The sequence below is a fragment of the Metabacillus sp. RB-C-LZQ-3-1 genome (assembly GCF_058315175.1).
Genome location: NZ_JBZFLI010000001.1, coordinates 103,844 through 125,641 on the forward strand (window position 1 = coordinate 103,844; position 21,798 = coordinate 125,641).

At 34.5% G+C, this 21,798-nt stretch carries 26 protein-coding genes and 1 other RNA gene; 18 read left to right on the forward strand and 9 right to left on the reverse strand.

Annotation, left to right across the window (positions count from 1 at the left end):
• Positions 1-24: 24 nt before the first annotated feature.
• Both nth and AC4GZ8_RS00575 read left to right on the forward strand, forming a co-directional pair.
• Complete coding sequence (nth, locus tag AC4GZ8_RS00570) at positions 25-690, forward strand: endonuclease III (protein ID WP_491079860.1); 666 nt, start codon at positions 25-27, stop codon at positions 688-690.
• Positions 680-1,213 (forward strand): YpoC family protein, encoded by a 534-nt coding sequence (locus AC4GZ8_RS00575; protein WP_491079861.1) that lies wholly within the window; start codon positions 680-682, stop codon positions 1,211-1,213. The genes nth and AC4GZ8_RS00575 overlap by 11 nt, the downstream gene beginning before the upstream one ends.
• 103 nt (positions 1,214-1,316) lie before the next feature.
• Here AC4GZ8_RS00575 and AC4GZ8_RS00580 read toward each other — a convergent pair whose 3' ends face one another.
• Both AC4GZ8_RS00580 and recU read right to left on the reverse strand, forming a co-directional pair.
• Positions 1,317-3,968, reverse strand: a complete 2,652-nt coding sequence (locus AC4GZ8_RS00580) for a transglycosylase domain-containing protein (protein ID WP_491079862.1) — start codon at positions 3,966-3,968, stop codon at positions 1,317-1,319.
• A 76-nt stretch (positions 3,969-4,044) separates the two neighbouring features.
• Positions 4,045-4,635: a Holliday junction resolvase RecU gene (recU, locus tag AC4GZ8_RS00585; protein WP_491080391.1), complete on the reverse strand. Its 591-nt coding sequence runs from the start codon at positions 4,633-4,635 to the stop codon at positions 4,045-4,047.
• Positions 4,636-4,769: 134 nt separating this feature from the next.
• Here recU and AC4GZ8_RS00590 point away from each other — a divergent pair, with 134 nt between their 5' ends.
• Entirely contained in the window at positions 4,770-5,756 is a 987-nt protein-coding gene (locus AC4GZ8_RS00590) for a DUF2515 domain-containing protein (protein ID WP_491079863.1), read from the forward strand.
• Between the two features lie 119 nt (positions 5,757-5,875).
• On the opposite strand, the gene AC4GZ8_RS00595 is transcribed toward AC4GZ8_RS00590, so the two are convergent.
• Positions 5,876-5,974: an acid-soluble spore protein SspM gene (locus tag AC4GZ8_RS00595; protein ID WP_491079864.1), complete on the reverse strand. Its 99-nt coding sequence runs from the start codon at positions 5,972-5,974 to the stop codon at positions 5,876-5,878.
• Positions 5,975-6,145: 171 nt separating this feature from the next.
• On the opposite strand from AC4GZ8_RS00595, the gene AC4GZ8_RS00600 reads away from it, so the two are divergent.
• The gene (locus AC4GZ8_RS00600; protein ID WP_491079865.1) at positions 6,146-6,400 is read left to right on the forward strand and encodes a hypothetical protein; all 255 of its coding nucleotides are present in this window, start codon (positions 6,146-6,148) and stop codon (positions 6,398-6,400) included.
• Between the two features lie 60 nt (positions 6,401-6,460).
• Positions 6,461-6,841, forward strand: coding sequence for a DUF1798 family protein (locus AC4GZ8_RS00605; RefSeq protein WP_491079866.1), 381 nt, complete (start codon positions 6,461-6,463; stop codon positions 6,839-6,841).
• Between the two features lie 23 nt (positions 6,842-6,864).
• Here the strand turns inward: AC4GZ8_RS00605 and AC4GZ8_RS00610 are convergent, their stop codons facing one another.
• Complete coding sequence (locus AC4GZ8_RS00610; protein ID WP_491079867.1) at positions 6,865-7,029, reverse strand: hypothetical protein; 165 nt, start codon at positions 7,027-7,029, stop codon at positions 6,865-6,867.
• Positions 7,030-7,205: 176 nt separating this feature from the next.
• Between AC4GZ8_RS00610 and AC4GZ8_RS00615 the strand changes: the two genes are divergently transcribed.
• On the forward strand, positions 7,206-7,652 hold the full coding sequence (locus AC4GZ8_RS00615; RefSeq protein WP_491079868.1) for a YppG family protein: 447 nt from the start codon (positions 7,206-7,208) through the stop codon (positions 7,650-7,652).
• A 64-nt stretch (positions 7,653-7,716) separates the two neighbouring features.
• On the opposite strand, the gene AC4GZ8_RS00620 is transcribed toward AC4GZ8_RS00615, so the two are convergent.
• The 5 genes from AC4GZ8_RS00620 to AC4GZ8_RS00640 form a co-directional block, all read right to left on the reverse strand.
• On the reverse strand, positions 7,717-7,854 hold the full coding sequence (locus AC4GZ8_RS00620) for a hypothetical protein (protein ID WP_491079869.1): 138 nt from the start codon (positions 7,852-7,854) through the stop codon (positions 7,717-7,719).
• Positions 7,841-8,101, reverse strand: coding sequence for an Acb2/Tad1 domain-containing protein (locus tag AC4GZ8_RS00625; RefSeq protein WP_491079870.1), 261 nt, complete (start codon positions 8,099-8,101; stop codon positions 7,841-7,843). Before AC4GZ8_RS00625 ends, AC4GZ8_RS00620 begins: the two co-directional genes overlap by 14 nt.
• A gap of 14 nt (positions 8,102-8,115) precedes the next feature.
• Entirely contained in the window at positions 8,116-8,364 is a 249-nt protein-coding gene (locus AC4GZ8_RS00630; RefSeq protein ID WP_491079871.1) for a sigma-G-dependent sporulation-specific acid-soluble spore protein CsgA, read from the reverse strand.
• A 5-nt stretch (positions 8,365-8,369) separates the two neighbouring features.
• Positions 8,370-8,555, reverse strand: a complete 186-nt coding sequence (locus AC4GZ8_RS00635; protein ID WP_491079872.1) for a hypothetical protein — start codon at positions 8,553-8,555, stop codon at positions 8,370-8,372.
• 356 nt (positions 8,556-8,911) lie between these two features.
• Positions 8,912-9,391: an Hsp20/alpha crystallin family protein gene (locus AC4GZ8_RS00640; protein ID WP_491079873.1), complete on the reverse strand. Its 480-nt coding sequence runs from the start codon at positions 9,389-9,391 to the stop codon at positions 8,912-8,914.
• 116 nt (positions 9,392-9,507) lie between these two features.
• Between AC4GZ8_RS00640 and AC4GZ8_RS00645 the strand changes: the two genes are divergently transcribed.
• From AC4GZ8_RS00645 to AC4GZ8_RS00700, 12 genes are all read left to right on the forward strand, one after another.
• Positions 9,508-10,005: a PTS sugar transporter subunit IIA gene (locus tag AC4GZ8_RS00645; protein WP_491079874.1), complete on the forward strand. Its 498-nt coding sequence runs from the start codon at positions 9,508-9,510 to the stop codon at positions 10,003-10,005.
• Positions 10,006-10,165: 160 nt separating this feature from the next.
• Entirely contained in the window at positions 10,166-12,457 is a 2,292-nt protein-coding gene (locus tag AC4GZ8_RS00650; RefSeq protein WP_491079875.1) for a DEAD/DEAH box helicase, read from the forward strand.
• The gene (locus AC4GZ8_RS00655; RefSeq protein WP_491079876.1) at positions 12,441-13,706 is read left to right on the forward strand and encodes a ribonuclease H-like domain-containing protein; all 1,266 of its coding nucleotides are present in this window, start codon (positions 12,441-12,443) and stop codon (positions 13,704-13,706) included. The genes AC4GZ8_RS00650 and AC4GZ8_RS00655 overlap by 17 nt, the downstream gene beginning before the upstream one ends.
• A gap of 310 nt (positions 13,707-14,016) precedes the next feature.
• The gene (locus AC4GZ8_RS00660; RefSeq protein ID WP_491079877.1) at positions 14,017-14,304 is read left to right on the forward strand and encodes a CotD family spore coat protein; all 288 of its coding nucleotides are present in this window, start codon (positions 14,017-14,019) and stop codon (positions 14,302-14,304) included.
• Between the two features lie 190 nt (positions 14,305-14,494).
• A complete protein-coding gene (locus tag AC4GZ8_RS00665) occupies positions 14,495-15,055 on the forward strand; it encodes an SLOG family protein (RefSeq protein WP_491079878.1) in 561 nt (186 codons plus the stop codon).
• 105 nt (positions 15,056-15,160) lie between these two features.
• Entirely contained in the window at positions 15,161-15,460 is a 300-nt protein-coding gene (gpsB, locus tag AC4GZ8_RS00670; RefSeq protein ID WP_491079879.1) for a cell division regulator GpsB, read from the forward strand.
• Positions 15,461-15,528: 68 nt separating this feature from the next.
• Positions 15,529-15,920, forward strand: an RNA gene (gene rnpB, locus AC4GZ8_RS00675) — RNase P RNA component class B.
• 217 nt (positions 15,921-16,137) lie between these two features.
• The gene (locus tag AC4GZ8_RS00680) at positions 16,138-17,280 is read left to right on the forward strand and encodes a THUMP domain-containing class I SAM-dependent RNA methyltransferase (protein WP_491079880.1); all 1,143 of its coding nucleotides are present in this window, start codon (positions 16,138-16,140) and stop codon (positions 17,278-17,280) included.
• 78 nt (positions 17,281-17,358) lie between these two features.
• Positions 17,359-17,538 (forward strand): hypothetical protein, encoded by a 180-nt coding sequence (locus AC4GZ8_RS00685; protein WP_491079881.1) that lies wholly within the window; start codon positions 17,359-17,361, stop codon positions 17,536-17,538.
• 274 nt (positions 17,539-17,812) lie between these two features.
• The gene (locus AC4GZ8_RS00690) at positions 17,813-18,028 is read left to right on the forward strand and encodes a hypothetical protein (protein WP_491079882.1); all 216 of its coding nucleotides are present in this window, start codon (positions 17,813-17,815) and stop codon (positions 18,026-18,028) included.
• A gap of 131 nt (positions 18,029-18,159) precedes the next feature.
• Positions 18,160-20,088 (forward strand): ATP-dependent DNA helicase, encoded by a 1,929-nt coding sequence (locus AC4GZ8_RS00695; RefSeq protein ID WP_491079883.1) that lies wholly within the window; start codon positions 18,160-18,162, stop codon positions 20,086-20,088.
• 126 nt (positions 20,089-20,214) lie between these two features.
• Positions 20,215-21,735, forward strand: coding sequence for a carboxypeptidase M32 (locus tag AC4GZ8_RS00700; RefSeq protein WP_491080392.1), 1,521 nt, complete (start codon positions 20,215-20,217; stop codon positions 21,733-21,735).
• Positions 21,736-21,798 lie beyond the last annotated feature (63 nt).

The following is a 21,798-nucleotide window of genomic DNA, read 5'->3' on the forward strand; positions in this document are numbered from 1 at the left end:
TTTTATTGATAGAAGGTGAAAATGATGTTAACAAAAGTACAAATCCGAGAATGTTTGGATACGATAGGTGACATGTTTCCTGATGCACATTGTGAATTAGTACATGAAAATCCTTTTGAATTAGTCATCGCTGTTGCCTTATCAGCCCAATGTACAGATGCATTGGTTAATAAAGTAACGAAAGACTTATTCAAAAAATATAAAAAACCTGAAGATTACCTAGCAGTTTCACTTGAAGAACTACAATCAGATATAAAATCAATTGGATTGTATAGAAATAAAGCGAAAAATATTCGAAAGCTATGTGAAGCATTGCTTGAACATTATAATGGTGAAGTACCAAATGATCACACAGAGTTAACAAAACTTGCTGGGGTTGGCAGAAAAACAGCGAATGTCGTCATGTCTGTTGCATTTGGTGAGCCCGCGATAGCAGTGGATACTCATGTAGAGAGAGTGAGTAAGAGACTTGGTATATGCAGGTGGAAGGACTCTGTTTTAGAAGTAGAGAAAACACTAATGAGGAAGGTACCTAAAGAAGAATGGTCAGTTACACACCACAGACTTATCTTTTTTGGTAGATATCATTGTAAGGCTCAATCGCCTAAATGTGAGGTTTGCCCATTATTACATTTATGTAGAGAGGGTCAAAAGCGAATGAAAAAGGAAAAAGCATCGAATGCAAAGTAAAAAGATGATGTGGAAAATTCCTTCTCCCTTTCATTACCCACCTTTTTATACTAATAAAGAGTATTTTCATCAACTAGATAATAAAGATATAATCCAGATCCTATCAGACGAACCTTTTTATTTTGATATGTTATTTTTTCTAGATGAAAAACTAGAATTCCATCCTTGGGAAGATCCTAAGGGTTTTGTTTCGCTTGTGTTTGATGAATGGAAAAAGGTAAAGGGAATAGCAAGAGAAACATTTAAGCAAAAAGGAAAAAATGAAAAATCGGAACGATTACTTGTCCATTGTCTTTCTCTCTTTATTATTTGTTTATTTTGGTTAAATAAATCTCCTGTAAAAGGACTTCATTCTTCTTATATGGTACTATCTAATTTGCAGAGAAAGCCTGTAAACTGCGAAGAACGACTATTATTTATTATATCTAAACCGACCCAATATCATGCGTTTATACAGCTCGAACAACTTTTTAGTGAGTGTGAAAAATTGTTTGCAAAGGCAATCGCATTAAAACAGATTTAAAGAGATTATTCGTTAGGAATAATCTTTTTTTGTGCGTAGAAATTTTAAAGGTAAAAAAGAAGAACCAATCAAGGATTGGTTCTTCAAAGCAAATGTCTTTTACCTATTGGCCTTCTTCTTGTTCTTCACCATCTTCATTACTTCCATTATTACTTCCGTTATTATTTCCGTTTGTGTTGGAAGGAGGGACCGTTGTTTCTACATCAGGTAACGTTGGTGTTTCACCACTATTTTGATCTTGGTTATCTTCGGCAGGTTGATCACCTTGGCCATCCTCTTGGTTATTATCTTCTGTATTGCCATTTTGATTGTTCCCGTTATTCCCATTGTTTCCGTTGTTACCTTCCTCGCCTGTCTGTGGCTCTTCAACAGATTCATCTTCAGGTAATTCTGGTACATCAACCTCAGGCTCTGGAACCTGTACCTTTGTCGCTGCAGCATCACTGCGATTATTTTTATCATTATCACTTACCGCGACTACTTGGTAAGAATAGATTGCTCCAGGTATAACGTCAGTAATTGTAAAACTCTTGTTCTTTGAATTGTCTACAACTTGATAAGGTCCCTCATCAATGGATTGTTTTACTTCAAATGTAACATTCTCTGTATTACTGTATTCCCAGTTTACACTGATGGAGTTTGTAACTTGATCATAATTGATCGATAAATTTGATGGTTTTTCAAGTTTTTCATATTTTTTTGATACCTTAGTTGGCTCAGATCCTTTAACAAAATACTCATACGTTATTCTGCTAGCTGGAGTGTATTTACTAGCTAAAACAGCAGGATTTGAGCCTTTTTCGATCGCTTTTTCAACAACACTGCTTGGTTGTTCAAAATCGGATTTGTCGTTACCTGCTATTTCTAAGAATACCTCTCTAAACATCGCTCTCGCCAATCGTTGGTCAGTTGAATCCAGGTATACTTTCTCACTATCTTTCGAAATATTATATCCAGTCCAAACTGCTGCTGTATAGTTTGGGTTGTATCCAACAAACCAAGCATCTTTTGCAGCTCCAGAAGGAACATTGTATTTTGCTTTGTCTTCTTCAGTAAAATTCGTTGTACCTGTTTTACCAGCTATATTTACACCGGATATTTGAACAGATTTTCCTGTGCCGTATTCCACAACAGATTTCATCATATCAGTAACCATAAACGCTGTATAATCACTCATTGCTGGTTCTGGATCTGGAGCAAGACTAATTTCTGTTCCGTCACTTAACACAATTTTCTTAACTGCATGTGGTTCATTATAAATCCCGTTGTTACCAAATGCACTGAAGGCACCAGCCATTTGAAGGGGAGAAACCCCCTTAGAAAATCCTCCAATAGCATATGGTTCATAAATTTCATCTAGCGGGATACCTAAACCTTGGGCAAATTTTTGTGCTTTTTCTAACCCGACTTCTTGAAGTGCTTTTAAAGCCGGAATATTTCTAGAATCAGCTAATGCATCTCGAATGGACATTACCCCTTTATAGCTACGATCCCAGTTATTAATAGGAGTTCCATCACTATATGTGTACGGTTCATCAACAATTTGTTTGTAAGTTGACCACTTTTCATGCTCAATAACTGGCCCATAATCTAAAACAGGCTTTATGGTTGAGCCTGGTTGGCGTCTAGTATCAGTAGCATAGTTATAGCCGCCAACTGGCTGATTTCGGCCGCCGCCAATAGCACGAATTTCTCCAGTCTTTGTATCGATTAAGGCGATTCCTGCTTGAAGTTCGTCATCAGGGAAATTTACAGCATCTCCATTTAAAACATTCTCAACAGTATCCTGTGCATCAGGATCTAGTGTTGTATAAATCTGTAATCCTGCAGATCCTGCATCAATATCTGTTTTTTCCTTTACTTCTTCAATTACTTCTTCTACAAAAGCATGGTATGGATTAGCTTTTTCACTATCTTCAATCACAGTTGATTGAACGGGAATACTTTTTGCTTCTTCTGCTTCAGCTTCTGTAATGAACCCGTGTTTTGCCATTAGTGTTAAAACAATATTACGTCGTTTTTCAGCACTTTCCGGATTTGTTCTAGGATTATAGTTATTCGGACTTTGCGGAATACCTGCAATCATTGCTGCTTCATGAAGCTCTAATTCACTTAAGTCTTTACCATAAAATGATTCCGCTGCTTGTGCCACACCATAGACATTGCCTGGAAAATAGATTTTATTTAAATACATTTCAAGTATTTCTTGCTTAGAATATTTCTGTTCCAGTTGAAACGAAAGCCATAATTCTTGCACTTTACGTGTAATGGTTTTTTCTGTTGTTAATAGAGAGTTCTTAATAACTTGCTGAGTGATTGTACTTCCACCTTCAGCTCCAAACCCTTCCTGAATATTGGCAACAAGAGCCCCGCCAAGACGTATAATGTCAACGCCATTATGATCATAAAATCGAGCATCCTCTGTAGCTAAGACAGCATTTTCGAGAACTTTAGGAATATCTTCGTATGGAACATAGGTACGCTTAACTTGCCCGAATTCGGTAATTTCCTCACCATTCATATCGTATATTTTCGATGAAAAAGAATCTTTTAGTTTTTTATCATCTAAAGGAGGTGCTCCTGCAACCATCACAGCAAATGTCACACCACCGGCCAGCATACCAACAATTCCAATTGCTAATAAACTGATAAGGATTTTTTTCCATAAGCCGGTTTTCTGCTTTGTGTTTTTCTTAGAACCTTGTTGAGCCTGATTTCTTCTTCGTTCTTCACGACTCTTATATTGTTCAGACATGTAATACCAACCTTTCATTATAGGCTTTACGCATTGCTTTCTTTGATCAGATCAATTTGTTTTAATTTAAAGATCTTTAAAAATATAGTTTATCTATAATCTTAATATAGTCAATCCTTGCTTGATATCCGGTAGGGATGATATGGCCGTTTTCGTTTAATTCTTTTATTGTTATGGATTTTCTACCGCCATTTAGCTGCCGATCCCAAAATGTTAACAGATGTTTAGAATCCAAATAATAAAATTGATTGAACGCAGATAAAATAACAAAACAAATCCCGTTTTGATTTAGGACATTTTTCATATGTTCAATTTGATGAGCATGAAAATTTTGGAGTGGAAAAGATGTTTTGTTTTTAGTTTCCTTTGCTTCAAAATCAATATATTTTCCACGATAAATACCGTTATAATCTGTTGTTGAACTCTGCTTAAAATAAGCTTCTTTTATCACTGCAGCACTTCTTCTAGGATAGTCTACATTCACAATTTGTACAGGTGTTGGTTTTTTATGTATGACAGCTACTTGATTTTCAAGATAATATTTATTCGTTTCGTTTAAATCATCTTCAAGTGACATACCTCGGTTACTGTAGGTAATAGAAGGTGGCTGTTTTTTCTTTTGTTCAACCTTTGGCTGATAAGGCTTTCCGTTAGGATAACGAAAAATCATATTTTACCTCCTCTTTAAAACTACTACCTATCATACCAAAAAAAATGAAAAAGGAATGATAAAAAAGTTTCAATTTTGTTAATGCGTACATACTTCTTCATTTGGAAACGATAAAAGTATGAGGAGTGTACATGATGAAAAATGCTAAAAAAATAGCTGAACTTGAAATTAATGAACCGTTAATACTAACTCGTATTCATCAAAAAATTGAGATCCATAATCGTGATAATATTGCGAGAACAAGTGCCTATGAAAAGTTTTATTTTAAACACCCTGAGATTAAATGGGCATTTCTAGCAAGCATGGTATCCAGAAATGCAGGTTGGAATATGACAGATCTAGAAGGTTACTGGTTTCGAAAGGCGCTTAATCAAGAAAAAAGAACCTTATTGTTTATGACATATGAACGTGCAAATTGGCTAATCTTTCAGGATGCATATCCACAATTGCTTCTTTATGAGTATTCAAAACTGTATCAAAAGTCTTTATTTAAACTTCTTTTACATTTTGATGTTTCACAATTTATGGTAGGAGAATGGGAATTCTTTTGGAAACATCAAAAACTTGATCGCTTAATGACAGCTCTTATCATTAACGAACAAAATGTTATACAGCAACCAATTATGAACCAGAACTTATATAAACGAAAGGTCTTTCATTCGGCCCCATATATACTTCAGGATTTGCTCCATTTCAGTACGGTCATTTTTCCAAGTTTGCAAGGAAAATTATTTGGATTTTCTGTAAATAACTTTCAAACCCTAACAAATCGAATTGATTTAGGCAAAAGGTTAGGGTGGCTTTTGTTTCATTCAGGCTTATATCAGCAGTTTGAGGCTTTTGCAAAAGCCGTTCCACATACAGGCTCAAGATATGATTATGAAAAATTCTTTCCCGAAAATAGAAGAAGGGAAACACCTTTATTACGGGCAGCATACCCAATCGTTTCACATTCATTAGACGGATTAAGAGAAGATTGGTTTCATGGGCAAAGTACAAAAAAATGGTTTAAGGAAAAGAAAATACCTAGAAATTATGAGTTAACAGATTGGTTTAAACATAAACAGGACCAATTACATCTATTAACTTTGTTACAGGAATATTGGAGAAATAGATAAAGTTAATAATTAGAAAACCATTGAGTGTCGCGAATTCCTAAGTTTTTATTGTGTTACCTCCTATAATATTCCATATTTAAGTATAAAAAAGCAAGGCTAAATGCCTTGCTTTAGTGCTATTAAGTAGAAGGACGATTCGGACCATCTAATTTTTTGTCCGTAGGAATTTTTGTTTTGTCTTCTGCCATTTGTTGTTTCCCTTTAGGTTTTTTTGCCATCTATAGCACCTCCCACCATTATTTTGTGCGATCCTAGTCATTTCCATACAAGTCAAAAGTAGTTGTCGAAATATGTACATTTTCACTTTCTTTGCCGAATAGAAACTAGTTTTGTCAAGCATGGAGGGGGGAAGGATTAAACGCCGAATACATAGCGATAGAGGAGGGAGAATGATGAATAATATGATTGAAAAAAGTGTAATTGAAGAAAAATTAGCAGAGTTAGAATATGAGTTATTAAAACTAGAGATGGCTTTAGAAAACAAAGTAACTTCAACAATCACTGAGAATAAAATAATGGAAAAAGCTAATCAGATTGATCGTCAGTTAACAGCAGTTTCAAATGAATCAATTACCAACAAAGCACATCATAAACAAGATCATTATAAACAATATCAGTTCCCTATCGCTGCATCAAATGCTTAATAAAGTCAAAAAAGTGTATTATGGGAGAGAATTTGATATGATAAGCTTGAGGTGAAAAAATTGAGCTATATAAATCTGATCAAATCCTCTCAACATCTGTTAGAACTTTTACAAGAAAGCAAAGAACGATTCAAATCTTTTCAAGAAAAACCTGAAAAATCAGAAGCGTATTTTTATAATCAAGTAAAACCAAATTTTGAGATGATGAAAGATAAATCGAACGTATGGGAACAGCTTGCATTAGAATGGATAAAGAAGGAAAAACCAAAATATATCCATCCTTCTCAAATTGAATCAGCGGTGGAAAATGTAGAACAAGTTATTCTTCAATCGTTTTATAAAGACATAAATAAACAACGGTTTAATAACCTTCATCATTCTGTTGAATATTTATTAAATAATATCATGAATGAGATAGAAGAAAAGGGCGCCTCAAATTGAGTACGTCCTTTTTATGTCCATTATTATTCATCAATTTTAACACTTACTGGACGTTCGGTTTCTGTACCTACAGTTTTTATATCATAACCTACACGTTCTGTTTCTTTAGCTGCAACTTCCTGTCCGTGTTCGGGAATTGTAGGAGCATGTCCTTTTTCTTTATGATTAAAATGTTTACCTCGTGCCATTTCGTAACCTCCTTTACATGATTCTTTCCTAATATGAGCTAATGAAACGATATTCATGTATGAACAATAATAAAATAGTTTGAACTCATTTAATAACCACATTCTTACGTATCACGTAATAGGCAAATGATTCATATGATAAAGTAACTTTAATGAGTCATTGGGAGGTTATTCTCATGCAACAAGCATATCCATATTTCAATAGAAGATCACGGAGAAGACAAAATGAGTACTTCCAAACGTATCCATATTATGAACAGCAATCAGTTGGATATAACCCGCAATACATGAATCCAATGTTTTCTCAACCAGAATTTCCGTATCATCAAAACGGATTTCAACAAACATACCAATCATATCAACAACCCTATGGAGGCGGTGCTCCTTATAACGGAAATGTCGAAAATAACTTTATGAATCATCCGTACCCTACACCATATCCTAAGCCTATGCCTTATTTTAAGCAACCTCACCCTAGTGGACTTCAGAATGTCTTATCACAATTTAAAAAATCTGATGGTCAATTAGATATTAATAAAATGATGGATACAGCTGGTCAAATGATGAATGCTGTTAATCAAATGGGCGGACTATTTAAAGGAGTCACATCAATGTTTAAATAGTGTAAAGTTTTTAATAGGAAAACAAAGGGACTGTCCTGTCAAGACATTCCCTTTGTTTCCATGATTACCTGAGGTCTTTATTCGTATATTTTTTGGCAAGGAGTTCTTTTACTTCACGGTAAGATAGTCCAGATTGTGCATTTAACCTTTTAACTTCCTCTACATTTGTATTTGAGTATTGTTTTGTACTAAAATGTTGCATGAGATTCATTACCTCTTTGTTTGTCTTCCATCCGTTCTTTTCTCACCCTTAAAGCAAAATTTGCTGTTTGAAGATTGGAAATAGCGATGGAGTTTTCTGGACAAGCAAACTCGCCATTTTGATGAGACTTTAATTGATCAATGAGAACACTAATGACATCTTCAACTTGACAGCCATTAATACCTTCACGATCTATAGCCCCAGTTTGGAATTTAATATTAATGTAGTGATTGCTGTTTCTATTCATATGGACCTCCTCAGCTATATTAGCAGCTCATACACTTCATTTAGCTGATTACCTCTTATAAAATCCTGCTCATTGAATGCATATTTTATTTCATCAGGCAAAACATTGTTTAGAAATTGAATCTCATCTTCATCAAGAATCCGGACAAAATCCAATTCAGAGTGAAAATCCCCATTCGCTAATTTTGTTGTAATTCTCTTACATACAGAGCTTCTATCGTAGTTCGACAATGCTTCTCTTAAGTAACCGAGGGTAAAATCCATTATAATCATTCCTTAAAAAAATTTTCAAACGTAGCTGTATCTGAACCATTAGTTGCATAAGGGTTATCTTCTGTAATGTTATCCTTGTCCAAGTTCGTTTTAATAACGAGAGAAGGAGAAGGAGATGCCTCAGCTATTAATCGGTCATCAAGCTCTTTAAAATCAGGTAGTTTTTCACATTTCTTCGTCATTATCTTTGCACCTCCTTTTTTATTGTGTGATTTGAATCGTTTTTCTCTCACGACAATTTTTGGATTTTTTTATACGTGTAAAACAAAGTGATTGAGTCATCATAAAATAGGAGGTGATGATATTGAGAAAGAGCATACGTAAAGATCGTCAAGCGACAACTTCAGCCAGGGATTTAGCAAAAGATCCGACTCCTGAAGAAAATCCAAAGTATGGAAGTAAATCTCATAAAAATAGTTAAAGAAATAAAAAACGCCCGCTCTCATGTCGGTTATTATTTTCCAACGAGAGTCGAGCGTTTTTCATTCGGTTTCAAGTGCAACCTATTTACGAAACTTTGTTATACATTGTAGAATAATTACATAGAGTCATCCTCAAGAAAAATTTGTTTTGATTTTTTGGGAATTGTAACAAGCAAAGATCCATTTCTATATTTGGTTTTTATCTCATGCTCTTCCACCTTATAAGGTAGAACAATGGTCTTTGATAAACTATCAAGCGACGAGAAACTTCTAAATGTTGAAGAATTTTCGTTATATTCGTTAATTTCCTCGCGATTTGTAATGGAAATGGTCAGATATTGATCAAAGAGCTCAAGTTTTATTTGCTCTTTTTTTACAGGTGGAATTTGCATATCAATAACGCAAGTTTGATCCGTTTCGTAAGTATTAACATCTATTGATTTTTGCGGAAAAGAACCTTCAAACAACGAATCAAATTCATTCATAAATTGTTTAATCGGTTCTGAACGAAAAAAATGATCAACTATTTGAAAAAAATCCAAATGGTCGAATTGAGAATCAAGTTGATTGTTAGTTGGCTCATTTTTCTTTCTCATGATTACGCCTCCTTACCATGGTATGTCAGAGTATTATATGTGGAGAAAGTTTGAAATGTTATTCGATTGTAAAAAAATACCTTTTTGTAAATTTAATGTAAAGGGAGATAAATGATATGCTTAGATCGATTTTTGGAAAAAAAGAAAAAAGAACAGTTGAAGCTTTATATGCACCAATAACTGGAACTGTTATAGAACTTGAAAATGTACCAGATCCTGTGTTTTCCCAAAAATTAATGGGAGAAGGAATTGCAATACAACCTTCAGAAGGTAAAGTTGTAGCACCAATTGATGGACAAGTTATTCAGGTCTTTCATACAAAGCATGCAATTGGCTTTCGCTCGGATTTAGGAATAGAATGGCTTATTCATATTGGGCTTGAAACAGTGAATTTAAATGGTTTGGGTTTTGATGTGACCGTCAAAGAAGGACAGAGGGTAAGAGTAGGGGATCCAATAATGACATTTGATCTTAGAATGATTAGTGAAAAAGCCGCTAGTACTATTACACCAATTATTATTACTAACTCTGATATTGTGAAAAATATTGAGTACCAATCAAGTAAAAATGTGATAAAAGGATCAACACATATTGCAAATGTGCATCTTAAATAAAATACGACTTAACCGAAAGCAGATTCATTCTGCTTTTTCTTTTTGGAACGGAAATTTAGATATAGAAGTCTATTTCTAAACAATACCACTTTATTTACGAACGTTTATTCGCTAGAATAGAAAATAAAAGCTACATACTTCTAAAAGGTAGTGAAAGAAAATGGAATTTAGAAAATCATTAGAAAGCATTCTTCATGTATTAAAAACGAATCATCAATTTAATGAACAAATTGTACATTGGCATACCATTCCAGCTAAAGAGGCTGAACTTGTAAATCTTCCAATCGAAATTGATAAACGTTTAAAAAATGCACTGGAAAATAAGGGGATATCAAAGCTTTATACACATCAATTTGAAGCCTATCAGTTAGCGGAACAAGGTAAAAACTTAGTTGCTGTAACGCCTACAGCATCAGGGAAAACACTTTGCTACAATCTTCCTGTTTTACAACAGATCATAAGAGATGAAAAGAGCAGGGCACTTTATTTATTTCCTACAAAAGCATTAGCACAGGATCAAAAATCAGAGCTAAATGAAATCATTGAAGAAATGGGTGTTCAGGTTAATTCTTATACATATGACGGGGATACCTCACCAGCTATTAGGCAAAAAGTAAGAAAAGCAGGTCATATTGTCATTACAAACCCTGATATGCTCCATTCTGCTATTTTGCCTCATCATACAAAATGGGTTTCGCTTTTTGAAAATCTAAAATATATAGTCATTGACGAACTGCATATTTACAGAGGAATATTTGGAAGTCATGTTGCGAACGTTATTCGCCGGCTAAAACGAATTTGTCAATTCTATGGAAGTAACCCTCAGTTTATTTGTACGTCTGCAACGATTGCGAATCCAAAAGAATTAGCAGAAACCCTGACAGGAACGAACATGAATCTAATTTCTAAAAATGGTGCACCTGCAAGCAAGAAACATTTCATCTTTTATAATCCTCCAATCGTTAATAAGCCACTTAACATTAGAAGAAGTGCAACATTAGAGGTGAGAAGGTTAGCGGGAGAGTTCTTGAAAAATAAAATTCAAACGATCGTGTTTGCTCGTAGTCGTGTTCGAGTTGAAATTATATTAACGTACTTACAAGAATTAATAAAAAACGAGCTTACAAAAAAATCGATCCGGGGATATCGCGGAGGATACTTGCCAAAGCAACGCAGAGAAATTGAAAAAGGACTGCGAGATGGAGAAGTATTGGGAGTAGTAAGTACAAATGCACTTGAATTAGGTGTTGATATCGGAAGTCTACAAGTATGCATAATGACAGGCTACCCAGGAACAATTGCAAGTGCGTGGCAACAAGCGGGAAGAGCTGGAAGAAGACAAGGTGAGGCCGTCATTTTAATGGTCGCAAGCTCTAGTCCTCTTGACCAATACATTATTCAAAATCCTCGTTATTTCTTTGAGCAAAACCCGGAAACGGCCATCATTAACCCCGATAATTTAGTTGTACTAGTAGACCATTTAAAGTGTGCAGCATTTGAATTGCCGTTTAGGGATGGTGATACATTTGATGGGGTGGAACTAGAAGATATATTACAATTTTTGGCGGAGGAACGAGTGTTGTATCACAACAATCAAACCTATCATTGGATGAACGATTCTTTTCCAGCTCACAATATTAGTCTTCGTTCAGCCTCACAAGAAAACGTGATTATTATAGACCAATCTGATATTGCAAATGTAAAAGTGATCGGTGAAATGGACCGTTTTAGTGCTATGACTCTACTTCATGATGAAGCGATTTATTTACATCAAGGTGTACAATTTCAAGTTGAAAAACTAGATTGGGAAGAGAAGAAAGCATTTGTTAGAGAAGTAGATGTTGATTATTTTACAGATGCAAACCTAGCTGTACAATTAAAAGTACTTGAAGAGGATCTAACAGTTGAAAAAAACAATGCTGTTTTTGGTTATGGGGATGTAACGGTACAGGCAATGGCAACGATCTTCAAAAAAATAAAATTTGATACACATGAAAACATTGGTTCAGGGCCGATTCACTTACCTGAAGAGGAACTTCATACAAATTCCGCTTGGATGAGCTTACATTCCAGTATGATAGAACATTTGGGTGAAAAACGTATAGAGGAATCTTTGATAGGTGTAGCACATGTAATACAACATGTTGCACCTTTAAAGGTGATGTGTGATCCTTCTGATTTACATGTTGTCGCCCAAATAAAGGCGATTCATAATAGTAAGCCAACGATTTTCCTTTATGATCGTTATCCAGGTGGAGTAGGTCTTTCGAAAAAAATTTATGAAACAATGGAGCCTGTTCTATTGAAAGCAATGAAAATGATTGAGCAATGCCCATGCTATGCAGGCTGTCCATCATGTATTGGTGTTGAAGGCTCCTCTGAAACGATGAAAAAAGACGCTTATTTTCTTTTAAGCATTTTAAAGGATGAAGCAAATGTCATTAAAACATAAACTAAATCGATTAAAAAAACATGTCATACGAGAAGAAGCAGAGGTAATATCTGATAGCCTCCCTAAAGATCCTATAAACGAGCAATGGGAGGAGTATCAAACATCTGTTTTTTCTTATGATAGTCAATACTGTTTGGTAAGAGAGGTTGTATATCCGCTTGATTACCAGCACGGGCATTATAAATTAAGTGAATTTAAAGAAATTGTGACAAAATGGAATGAAAGTGAATTGAATCACCCGCTTTCTTCCAAACAACATTATCCCAGTGATTTGTTTTTCTTTGATACAGAAACAACAGGATTAGGTGGGGGAACAGGAAATACGATATTTTTATTAGGGCAAGCTCAGGTGCTGGATGATTGTGTGATTGTGAAACAACACCTGCTACCAAAACCGGGAAATGAAGTCGCTCTTTATCAAAGTTTTTTACAAGGAATTAATAGTAAAACCCTTGTTACGTATAATGGTAAAGCTTTTGATTGGCCACAGGTAAAGACAAGGCATACTCTAATTCGAGAGCAAGTTCCAAGTCTTCCTCCCTTTGGTCATTTTGATTTATTTCACGCAGCACGAAGACTTTGGAAAAATGAATTGGAATCAGTTAAACTTTCAAAAGTGGAAAGTGATATATTAGGAATTCATAGAGAAAATGATATCCCTGGATTTTTAGCACCGATGATCTATTTTGAATTTGTTAAACAACAAAAACCAGAAATCATAACAGGAGTATTAAAGCATAATGAAATAGATGTATTATCACTTATTACGTTGTATATTCACCTTTCAACGAAATTACTGAATATTAATAGTAAGACAACGAGCGCAGAGCACTATGAAATTGCAAGGTGGCTAGAATACATAGGTGATAATAAATCAGCACTTCATGCATACACTTCATTTGTTAAAAAAGAATCAGCACAAGAACCTAAAGCAAAATTAGCTTTATCACTCCTTTACAAAAAGCAAAAAAATTGGAAGCAAGCTGTGTTGCTTTGGCAAGAAATTTTGAGTGATTCTAATTCAAAAGAGGTATCTTTAAAAGCATTATTGGAATTAGCTAAATATTATGAACATCAGGAGAAAAATTTTATAAGAGCATTAGAGTATACTGAAATGGTATCTCAACTCATATTAGAAAGTAGCGAGTTAAATAGTTTAATAGAAAATGATGGAATAAAAAAAAGGAAAGAAAGAATTAATAGGAAATATCAAAAAAATATTACCCGGGGAAGCGCAGAAATTGAGTAATTTCGCCAATTTTTTGACAAAATCATGAATTTTTTCGAAAGGTATAAATAAGAATTGTAGGTTTATAGGGAACGATGTAAAATAAGGGACTGTAGTTATTTTTTTAAAGGGGAGAAGAATAGCAGTGTATAAAAGTGTTTTATACTTATTTTTCATCGTCATCGTGTTAACAATCGTCATTCTTACTAATTTTAAAGACAGCTTTTTTACATTTCTATAAAAATTAGGTTTTTGTATTAGTACATGTATATACCTTTCATCATAGGCTAAAAGTGTAAGACACGATAAAAAGATGAAAGGAGAATGTTACATGCATTGTAAACCAAAAGTAATGGCACCGATTGTACACCCAACAAAATGTTGTGTAAACAATACGTATTCTGAAACAATCGTACCACACATCCATCCACAGCACACAACAACTGTAAACCATGAGTTCTATAAACATCAACACTATTTCCCTCAAACACAATCTGTACAAAATGAGGTTACACATCAACACTTTAACGTGTATGGTCCAACACCAGGATTTGGACCAGGACCAGGAGCAGGTCCAGTTCCGCGACCAGGTTTCGGTCCAGGGCCATTCTTTAGATAACACAAAGGAACTGAGGAGCTGAAGTTCAGCTCCTTTCGTGTTTATTTCAGAAAGCATGACAAATTATGCCATAGGGAGTTTTTAATCCATTAGTTTGTCGACAGGTAAGGAAAAAGTATTATATTTAATAATCAACTAACATTTCCGTTATAATAAGAGAAAAAGTTCGTATAATGATATAGGTGATCGGATGAAGGTTCTAACGATTTCAGGTTATAAATCCCATGAATTAGGTATTTTTAAGAATGACGATAAAAGTGTGGATTATATTAAAAAGGCAATTGAAAAGCCTTTGCTTGGATTTTTAGATGAAGGATTAGAATGGGTGCTCATAAGTGGTCAAATGGGAGTCGAGTTATGGGCAGCAGAAGTAGTTTTTGAGCTTCAATTACACTTTCCTGAGTTAAAACTAGCCATTCTTACCCCATTTCTTAACCAAGAATCGAAATGGAATGAAAGCATCAAAGAATATTATGATTTTATTATTTCACAGGCAGATTTTGTGGACAGTATTACCAAAAGGGAGTATGAAAGTCCTTTGCAATTTAGACAAAAAAATCAATTTCTAGTAGACAAAAGTGATGGATTATTGCTTGTCTATGATGAGGAAAAAGAAGGATCTCCTAAGTTTTTATTAGAAATAGCAAAGAAAAAACAACAGGTAACATCATTTATGATCAATACAATTAATTTCTTTGATTTACAAAGTGTTGTTGAAGAAGAAACAATGAAAAACAGTGATTTTTGGTAAAAAATATACGTAATTTACTAAAAATTAAAGACAATGAAATTGACAATTCACATAATTTCTGAAAAAATATAGGGTGATGACTTCGCTATAATTGAGGTGAAAGATATGCTTTCAGATAAAATAAAATTAACTGCTAAAGAAATTTTAGAAAAAGAATTTAAAACAGGTGTTAGAGGCTACAAGCAAGAAGAGGTAGATAAATTTTTAGATCTAGTTATTAAAGACTATGAAACATTTCACCAAGAGTATGAGGACTTGCAGCAAGAAAACTTACGTTTGAAAAAGCAGTTGGATGATACATACAAAAAACAAACACCTGTTCAAACAAATACTACAAACTTTGATATTTTAAAACGATTATCAAATTTAGAGAAGCATGTGTTTGGCAGTAAACTGTACGATTGATCCACCAATTATTTCCACTTGTTTTGTGTACCATGATTAGGTATACTAATGATACTGTTTCGTTAATAACGTTCAGGTAATCGCTGCAGTCTTTAGGATTGTAGAGGAAAGTCCATGCTCGCACGGTGCTGAGATGCCCGTAGTGTTCGTGCCTAGCGAATTCATAAGCTAGGGCAGTCAAGATTGATTGGCTGACGGCAGGGAAAAAGCCTAAGTCCATTTGGATATGGCTTGACTACCTTGAAAGTGCCACAGTGACGGAGTCTTGCGAGAAATCGTAAGAGTGGAACGAGGTAAACCCCACGAGCGAGAAACCCAAATTATGGTAGGGGCACCTTCTTGGAGGAATTTGAACAAAGAGAAGGACAAAAGCATTTCTGCTTTTGTAGATAGATGATTACCACCTGAGTACGAGGCTAAGCCGCTTGTAGTACGATGGAACAAAACATGGCTTATCGAACGTTATTGAAATCAGTATCATTTGATAAAGAACAGGGGCTGATCAAATCAGCTCCTTTTTATTTGTCTAGGAAATTATAAAATTTTTGAACTGTCCAAGGCGCTTGCGCTTTTGTTCTTAGGTTATTTTGTTAGTTAGACTTGGATATTTATGAAGAAAATGGTCGAGGATATATAATGATTGACTTGAAAAAAGCTACATAAGGGTAGGGTTGGTAATGAAAAATTTAACATTAATCGCAACCTCGGCAATGGGACTAGAAGCCATAGTTGGGAAAGAAGTAAAAGATTTAGGGTATGAAGGCAAAGTTGAAAATGGAAAGGTTACTTTTGAAGGAGACGAGTTAGCGATCTGTCGTTCTAATCTTTGGCTTCGTACTGCAGATCGTATTAAAATAAAAGTCGGCGAATTTCAGGCAAACACATTTGATGAATTATTTGAAAAAACAAAGGCATTGAATTGGGGAGATTATCTTCCTGAAAATGCTGAATTTCCCGTTATCGGAAAATCGGTAAAATCGACATTAGCTAGTGTTCCTGATTGTCAAGGCATAGTCAAAAAAGCGATTGTGGAAAAATTAAAATCACACTATAATACTACAGGGTGGTTTAAAGAGGATGGACCCTTGTATCGTATTGAAGTTGCATTATTAAAAGATGTTGCAACAATTACGATTGATGCAAGTGGCGCTGGTTTACATAAACGCGGATTTCGAATTGAGCAAGGTGGTGCTCCATTAAAAGAGACATTAGCCGCTGCGCTTGTCCTTCTAACAAGATGGACTCCAGATCGACCATTTGTAGATCCTTTTTGCGGTTCTGGTACGATTCCGATTGAAGCAGCACTTATCGGTCAAAATATTGCACCTGGATTTAATCGTGAGTTTGCCTCTGAAGCCTGGGAATGGATCGGAAAAGAAAAGTGGGAGTTGGCACGACAAGAGGTTGAAGATAAAGCGAATTATGACCAACAACTAGATATTCTTGGCTCTGATATTGATCATCGAATGGTCAATATTGCGAAAGGGAATGCAGAAGAAGCAGGTTTTGGGGACATAATTTCATTTAAACAAATGCAGGTGAAAGATTTTACGACAACAAAAGAATTCGGTGTAATAGTCGGGAATCCCCCTTATGGAGAACGATTAGGAGAAAAAAGAGAAGTGGAGCAAATGTATAAGGAGATGGGGCAAGCATTTTCTAAACTAGACACCTGGAGTATTTATATGCTTACTTCTCATGAAGGATTTGAACAGTTTTATGGAAAGCCTGCAACAAAGAAACGAAAACTTTTTAATGGCTTTATTAAAACTGATTACTATCAATACTGGTCTGCCATTCGACCTCCACGAAATAAATAGAATTTGTTTAACAATAAATAATAGGATACAACAATTCAAATGTCCTTGTTATACTATTTTAAAAGGAGGTGGCTTAGTTTGTCATCATTATCAGATATTTTAGGTCCTAAGTATTTTGCTCTTGAAGCAGCACGTGTGGACGCTAGCCCAACAGAAATCATTATTACGAATGATGGAGGAAATACATATTATATTGTAACTCCTGACAACTTAACGGATGAATTAATAGATCAGGGGTTTAAAAAAGTAGAAGAGTAGGCACTACTGATAATTTCTCTTGATATACTTAATATTCAATATAGTATAGAAACCGCACTTAAAAAGAGATTCAACATAATGTTTGAGTCTCTTTTGCTTTTATGATCTAACCCTCCTAAAAAATTTATTCCTTATCGACTCTAGAGAATAAACATTCTTCAATTTGTAAATCATATAATTTATAGAAGTTAAATTTCTAAATAATGGAATAAATTTGTGATTATGGATTAAATATAATTATCCATATTATTCTCTAAAGAGGAGGGGGAGAGATTTGTACGAAAACCAGGAGTTTCACTTAATAAATAAGGCTCTACTTTCAACTAAAAAATCATTAGAGGATGCAACCGGGAGTGAATCAGAGGCCGTTCTTCAAATTGGTCAAGCTAAAGAAGATATGATTCGGGCATTATCCCACATTACATCTATTGACCATCAATTAATTTTCGAAACAATGCTCGATCAAGATAAAGATTTCAATAATGTGTAGCCATTGTTGGCTGCCTCTTTTTTTTTACTTAAAAAATAGAGTTCGATATATAGCAATTGACTTTTTACCTATACAATAAGATAATTATTATTTGCGATTAATTTGAAATTTGTAATATGGAGGTAGCGTCTATGGTGACATCACGTTTGCCTTTTACCATATCAAAGGATGAGAGCTTTTACCAAGCCTTAAGCAATTGGATTGGAGATGTGTTTTACGACATCCTTCCTGAAAAAGGGTTTGAGTTAAGAGATGAACAAATTTTTATGGCTTTTCAGCTAGAGAAAGCATTTCAGGAAAAAAAAGTCATGTTCGCAGAAGCAGGGGTTGGTACTGGAAAAACAATCGTATACTTGCTTTATGCATTATCTTATGCTAGATATACAGGTAAACCGGCAATTATTGCTTGTGCAGATGAAACATTAATAGAACAACTAGTAAAACAAGAAGGCGATATTGCTAAACTATCTAAACATCTCGATATCAGGATGGATGTTAGATTAAGTAAAACCCATAGTCAATATTTATGCTTAAACAAATTAGATGATATCATCCAGCAAACTGGAGATGAAAAATACGTAGATCTTTATCGATCACTTCCAGATTTTGTCTATGAAAAAGGCGGGATGCAGCAATTTACTGCATATGGAGATCGTAAAGAATACGGGCATCTTTCTGATGAAGAGTGGGAAAATATAGGCTGGGACCCTTTTCAGGATTGCTTTACATGTTCGCAGAGACACCGCTGCGGTTTGACATTATCTCGTGATTATTATCGAAAAGCAACAGATATCATTGTTTGCTCTCATGATTATTTTATGGAACATATTTGGACATATGAGTCTCGTAAGCGAGAAGGACAAATACCATTGCTCCCGGAATATAGCAGTGTAGTATTTGATGAAGGACATCTTTTAGAATACGCGGCTCAAAAGGCTCTAACGTATCGAGTAAAACAGAGTACCTTGCAAATATTCTTAGAAAGATTATTGCAGAATGAAATTCGTGAAGAGCTAGCCTATTTAGTTGAAGATGCACTTGTAATCAATGATATGTTTTTTGATGATCTACAAGACTGTACAAGCATTGTCGAAGGGTCTAACCGATTACGTATTGATCGTAAAGGTAAGCTTCAACAAACAGCCCAAAACTTACATTCTAAATTATCTGAGATTAGTGAAGCACTCGTTTTTGAAGGCGAATTATACACAATTGGAGAATACGAGTTGAAAATTGTTGAAGAATTCATAGACCAAATGGAATATTCTTTAACGTTATTTAATAAAAACACAAATGCAGTTAGTTGGGTAGAGGTAAAGAATAGTGATTATACATTAGTTATTATGCCTCGTAAGGTTGAGGAAGTTTTAAAAGAAAAAGTTTTCTCGAAAAAGATACCAATTGTTTTTTCATCTGCAACATTATCTGATAATAAAGCATTCGAATTTATCGCGAGTAGCTTAGGAGTTCATGATTATTTATCATTTTCAGTTGATTCTCCGTTTGATTATGAAGAGCAAATGAATATCCAAGTTTTGAAAAAGGAAAAAGCTGAGGATAAATTCGAGTTAACAATTCAAGAATTGACGAAAACTGAGGGAAGAGGATTAATTCTTTTTCGTTCATTAAATGAATTAAAGTGGTTTAAGAAAAAAGTTTCAGAAACAAGTTTTCAGTATCCTGTCCTATTTGAAGGAGATAAGGAAATCAGTTCTTTAGTGAAGGAATTCCAAGAAAATGAACATTCAGTACTTTGTGCAGTACATCTTTGGGAAGGTCTCGATATTCCAGGTCCTTCCTTATCAAATGTTGTAATTTGGACATTGCCATTTCCACCTGATGACCCTGTATTTGAAGCAAAAAAATCGGATAAACGAGACCCTTATAGAGAAGTAGACATTCCGTATATGTTACTAAGATTAAGACAGGGAATCGGAAGGTTAATTCGTACAAGTAGTGATCAAGGCTCAATCACTATTTTCTACACGGAAAAAGAACAAGATGTTTTGACAATGGTTGAATCAGTTTTGCCTGTAAAACCGTTAATAATAGAATCATGACATAGGTTCTTCCTGCTAGATAGAACATCTAGCAGGGGGAACGGGTCTTTAATATAGTCTGTTTTTATCTGTTCATTCATAGAATAAACCAATGTGAATACATACCTAAAAACATTAATATTCATTATGGGAGTGAGAAAAGTGAGTCGACTAGAAAAAGAGTTTTTAGATTACATACGAAAAATGCAAGCTTATGAAGAAGCGATTAATGTCATGTATTGGGATTTGCGAACAGGTGCACCAAAAAAAGGAGTTCAACAACGATCTGAAGTAATTGGCATGCTTTCAACAGAGGCATTTGAAATGCTGGTTTCTGATCAAATGAATGAATACCTTACAGCTTTGTCAAAAGAAGGGGTTTATGAAAACCTGAAATTGATGACGAAAAAAGCGGTTGATATTCTAAAAAAAGAGTACATCAAAAATAAGGTCATTCCAAAAGAAGAATATCGAGAATATGTAACTCTATGCTCTAAGGCTGAGTCGATCTGGGAAGAAGCAAAAGAAAAGTCAGATTTTCAACTGTTTGCTCCTTATTTACAAAAATTGGTTGATTATAATAAAAAACTAATCGATTATTGGGGTTATGAAGGAAACAAATATAATGCTCTTTTAAACGAGTATGAGCCAGGAATTACTGTAGAAACATTAGATCGAGTGTTTTCACAGGTCCGTGATCGTATTGTTCCTCTAGTAAAGAAAATTTCAGAATCTTCCATAAAGCCAAATACAGGTTTCATCTTTAAAAAATTTACTAAAGAGAATCAAAAACAGCTTAGCGAGTTTTTGTTAAAGGAACTTGGTTATGATTTTGAAGCAGGTAGATTAGATGAAACCGTACACCCATTTGAAATAACCTTAAATCGGAATGATGTAAGGGTAACAACAAAATATGATGAGTATGATTTCCGTACAGCTATTTTCGGGACAATTCATGAATGTGGTCATGCAATCTATGAGCAGAATATATCACAAGAATTAGAAGGAACGTTATTATGCAGCGGAACATCAATGGGGATTCATGAGTCACAATCTTTGTTTTATGAAAATTTTGTAGGCAGAAACAAAGGTTTTTGGCGCCGCTATTTTGAAAAGTTAAAAGCCTATTCTAAAGACCAATTTAGTGAAGTAACTCTAGATCAATTTTATGAGGCAATTAATGAATCAAAGCCTTCTCTAATTAGGATTGAAGCAGATGAATTAACATATTGCCTTCATATCATGATACGGTATGAAATTGAAAAAGCATTGTTTAACGAAGAGGTCTCTGTTGAAGAGCTTCCTCGTATTTGGAATGAGAAATATGAGGAATATTTAGGCATTATACCTTCATCTGATGCTCAAGGTGTATTACAGGATGTTCACTGGGCAGGGGGAAGCTTTGGTTATTTTCCTTCCTATGCATTAGGATATATGTATGCAGCCCAAATAAAAAAAGCTATGGTAAAGGATCTTCCTAATTTTGATGAGCTTATCGAAACAGGTCAATTTAAAGAAATAAAGGATTGGTTAGCCTATAAAATTCACCAATTCGGCAGAACTAAACAGCCGCTAGAGATCATGAAGGATGTAACAGGAGAAGAATTAAATGCTCAACATTTAGTTGAATATCTTGAAGAAAAATATAAAAAGATTTACCAATTATAGTAGTTTATCTGTTGTTTTACGAATATTCACATAACAAAATGAAATAAAGTTCGTGTTTTTTAT

What these genes read in the sequence shown, in the direction of transcription:
- nth (WP_491079860.1), top strand. Translation starts at nt 25, where the DNA reads ATGTTAACAAAAGTACAAATCCGAGAATGTTTGGATACGATAGGTGAC.
- AC4GZ8_RS00575 (WP_491079861.1), top strand. Translation starts at nt 680, where the DNA reads ATGCAAAGTAAAAAGATGATGTGGAAAATTCCTTCTCCCTTTCATTAC.
- AC4GZ8_RS00580 (WP_491079862.1), bottom strand. Translation starts at nt 3,968, where the DNA reads ATGTCTGAACAATATAAGAGTCGTGAAGAACGAAGAAGAAATCAGGCT.
- AC4GZ8_RS00590 (WP_491079863.1), top strand. Translation starts at nt 4,770, where the DNA reads ATGATGAAAAATGCTAAAAAAATAGCTGAACTTGAAATTAATGAACCG.
- AC4GZ8_RS00595 (WP_491079864.1), bottom strand. Translation starts at nt 5,974, where the DNA reads ATGGCAAAAAAACCTAAAGGGAAACAACAAATGGCAGAAGACAAAACA.
- AC4GZ8_RS00600 (WP_491079865.1), top strand. Translation starts at nt 6,146, where the DNA reads ATGATGAATAATATGATTGAAAAAAGTGTAATTGAAGAAAAATTAGCA.
- AC4GZ8_RS00610 (WP_491079867.1), bottom strand. Translation starts at nt 7,029, where the DNA reads ATGGCACGAGGTAAACATTTTAATCATAAAGAAAAAGGACATGCTCCT.
- AC4GZ8_RS00615 (WP_491079868.1), top strand. Translation starts at nt 7,206, where the DNA reads ATGCAACAAGCATATCCATATTTCAATAGAAGATCACGGAGAAGACAA.
- AC4GZ8_RS00620 (WP_491079869.1), bottom strand. Translation starts at nt 7,854, where the DNA reads ATGCAACATTTTAGTACAAAACAATACTCAAATACAAATGTAGAGGAA.
- AC4GZ8_RS00625 (WP_491079870.1), bottom strand. Translation starts at nt 8,101, where the DNA reads ATGAATAGAAACAGCAATCACTACATTAATATTAAATTCCAAACTGGG.
- AC4GZ8_RS00630 (WP_491079871.1), bottom strand. Translation starts at nt 8,364, where the DNA reads ATGGATTTTACCCTCGGTTACTTAAGAGAAGCATTGTCGAACTACGAT.
- AC4GZ8_RS00635 (WP_491079872.1), bottom strand. Translation starts at nt 8,555, where the DNA reads ATGACGAAGAAATGTGAAAAACTACCTGATTTTAAAGAGCTTGATGAC.
- AC4GZ8_RS00640 (WP_491079873.1), bottom strand. Translation starts at nt 9,391, where the DNA reads ATGAGAAAGAAAAATGAGCCAACTAACAATCAACTTGATTCTCAATTC.
- AC4GZ8_RS00645 (WP_491079874.1), top strand. Translation starts at nt 9,508, where the DNA reads ATGCTTAGATCGATTTTTGGAAAAAAAGAAAAAAGAACAGTTGAAGCT.
- AC4GZ8_RS00650 (WP_491079875.1), top strand. Translation starts at nt 10,166, where the DNA reads ATGGAATTTAGAAAATCATTAGAAAGCATTCTTCATGTATTAAAAACG.
- AC4GZ8_RS00655 (WP_491079876.1), top strand. Translation starts at nt 12,441, where the DNA reads ATGTCATTAAAACATAAACTAAATCGATTAAAAAAACATGTCATACGA.
- AC4GZ8_RS00660 (WP_491079877.1), top strand. Translation starts at nt 14,017, where the DNA reads ATGCATTGTAAACCAAAAGTAATGGCACCGATTGTACACCCAACAAAA.
- AC4GZ8_RS00665 (WP_491079878.1), top strand. Translation starts at nt 14,495, where the DNA reads ATGAAGGTTCTAACGATTTCAGGTTATAAATCCCATGAATTAGGTATT.
- gpsB (WP_491079879.1), top strand. Translation starts at nt 15,161, where the DNA reads ATGCTTTCAGATAAAATAAAATTAACTGCTAAAGAAATTTTAGAAAAA.
- AC4GZ8_RS00680 (WP_491079880.1), top strand. Translation starts at nt 16,138, where the DNA reads ATGAAAAATTTAACATTAATCGCAACCTCGGCAATGGGACTAGAAGCC.
- AC4GZ8_RS00695 (WP_491079883.1), top strand. Translation starts at nt 18,160, where the DNA reads ATGGTGACATCACGTTTGCCTTTTACCATATCAAAGGATGAGAGCTTT.
- AC4GZ8_RS00700 (WP_491080392.1), top strand. Translation starts at nt 20,215, where the DNA reads ATGGGAGTGAGAAAAGTGAGTCGACTAGAAAAAGAGTTTTTAGATTAC.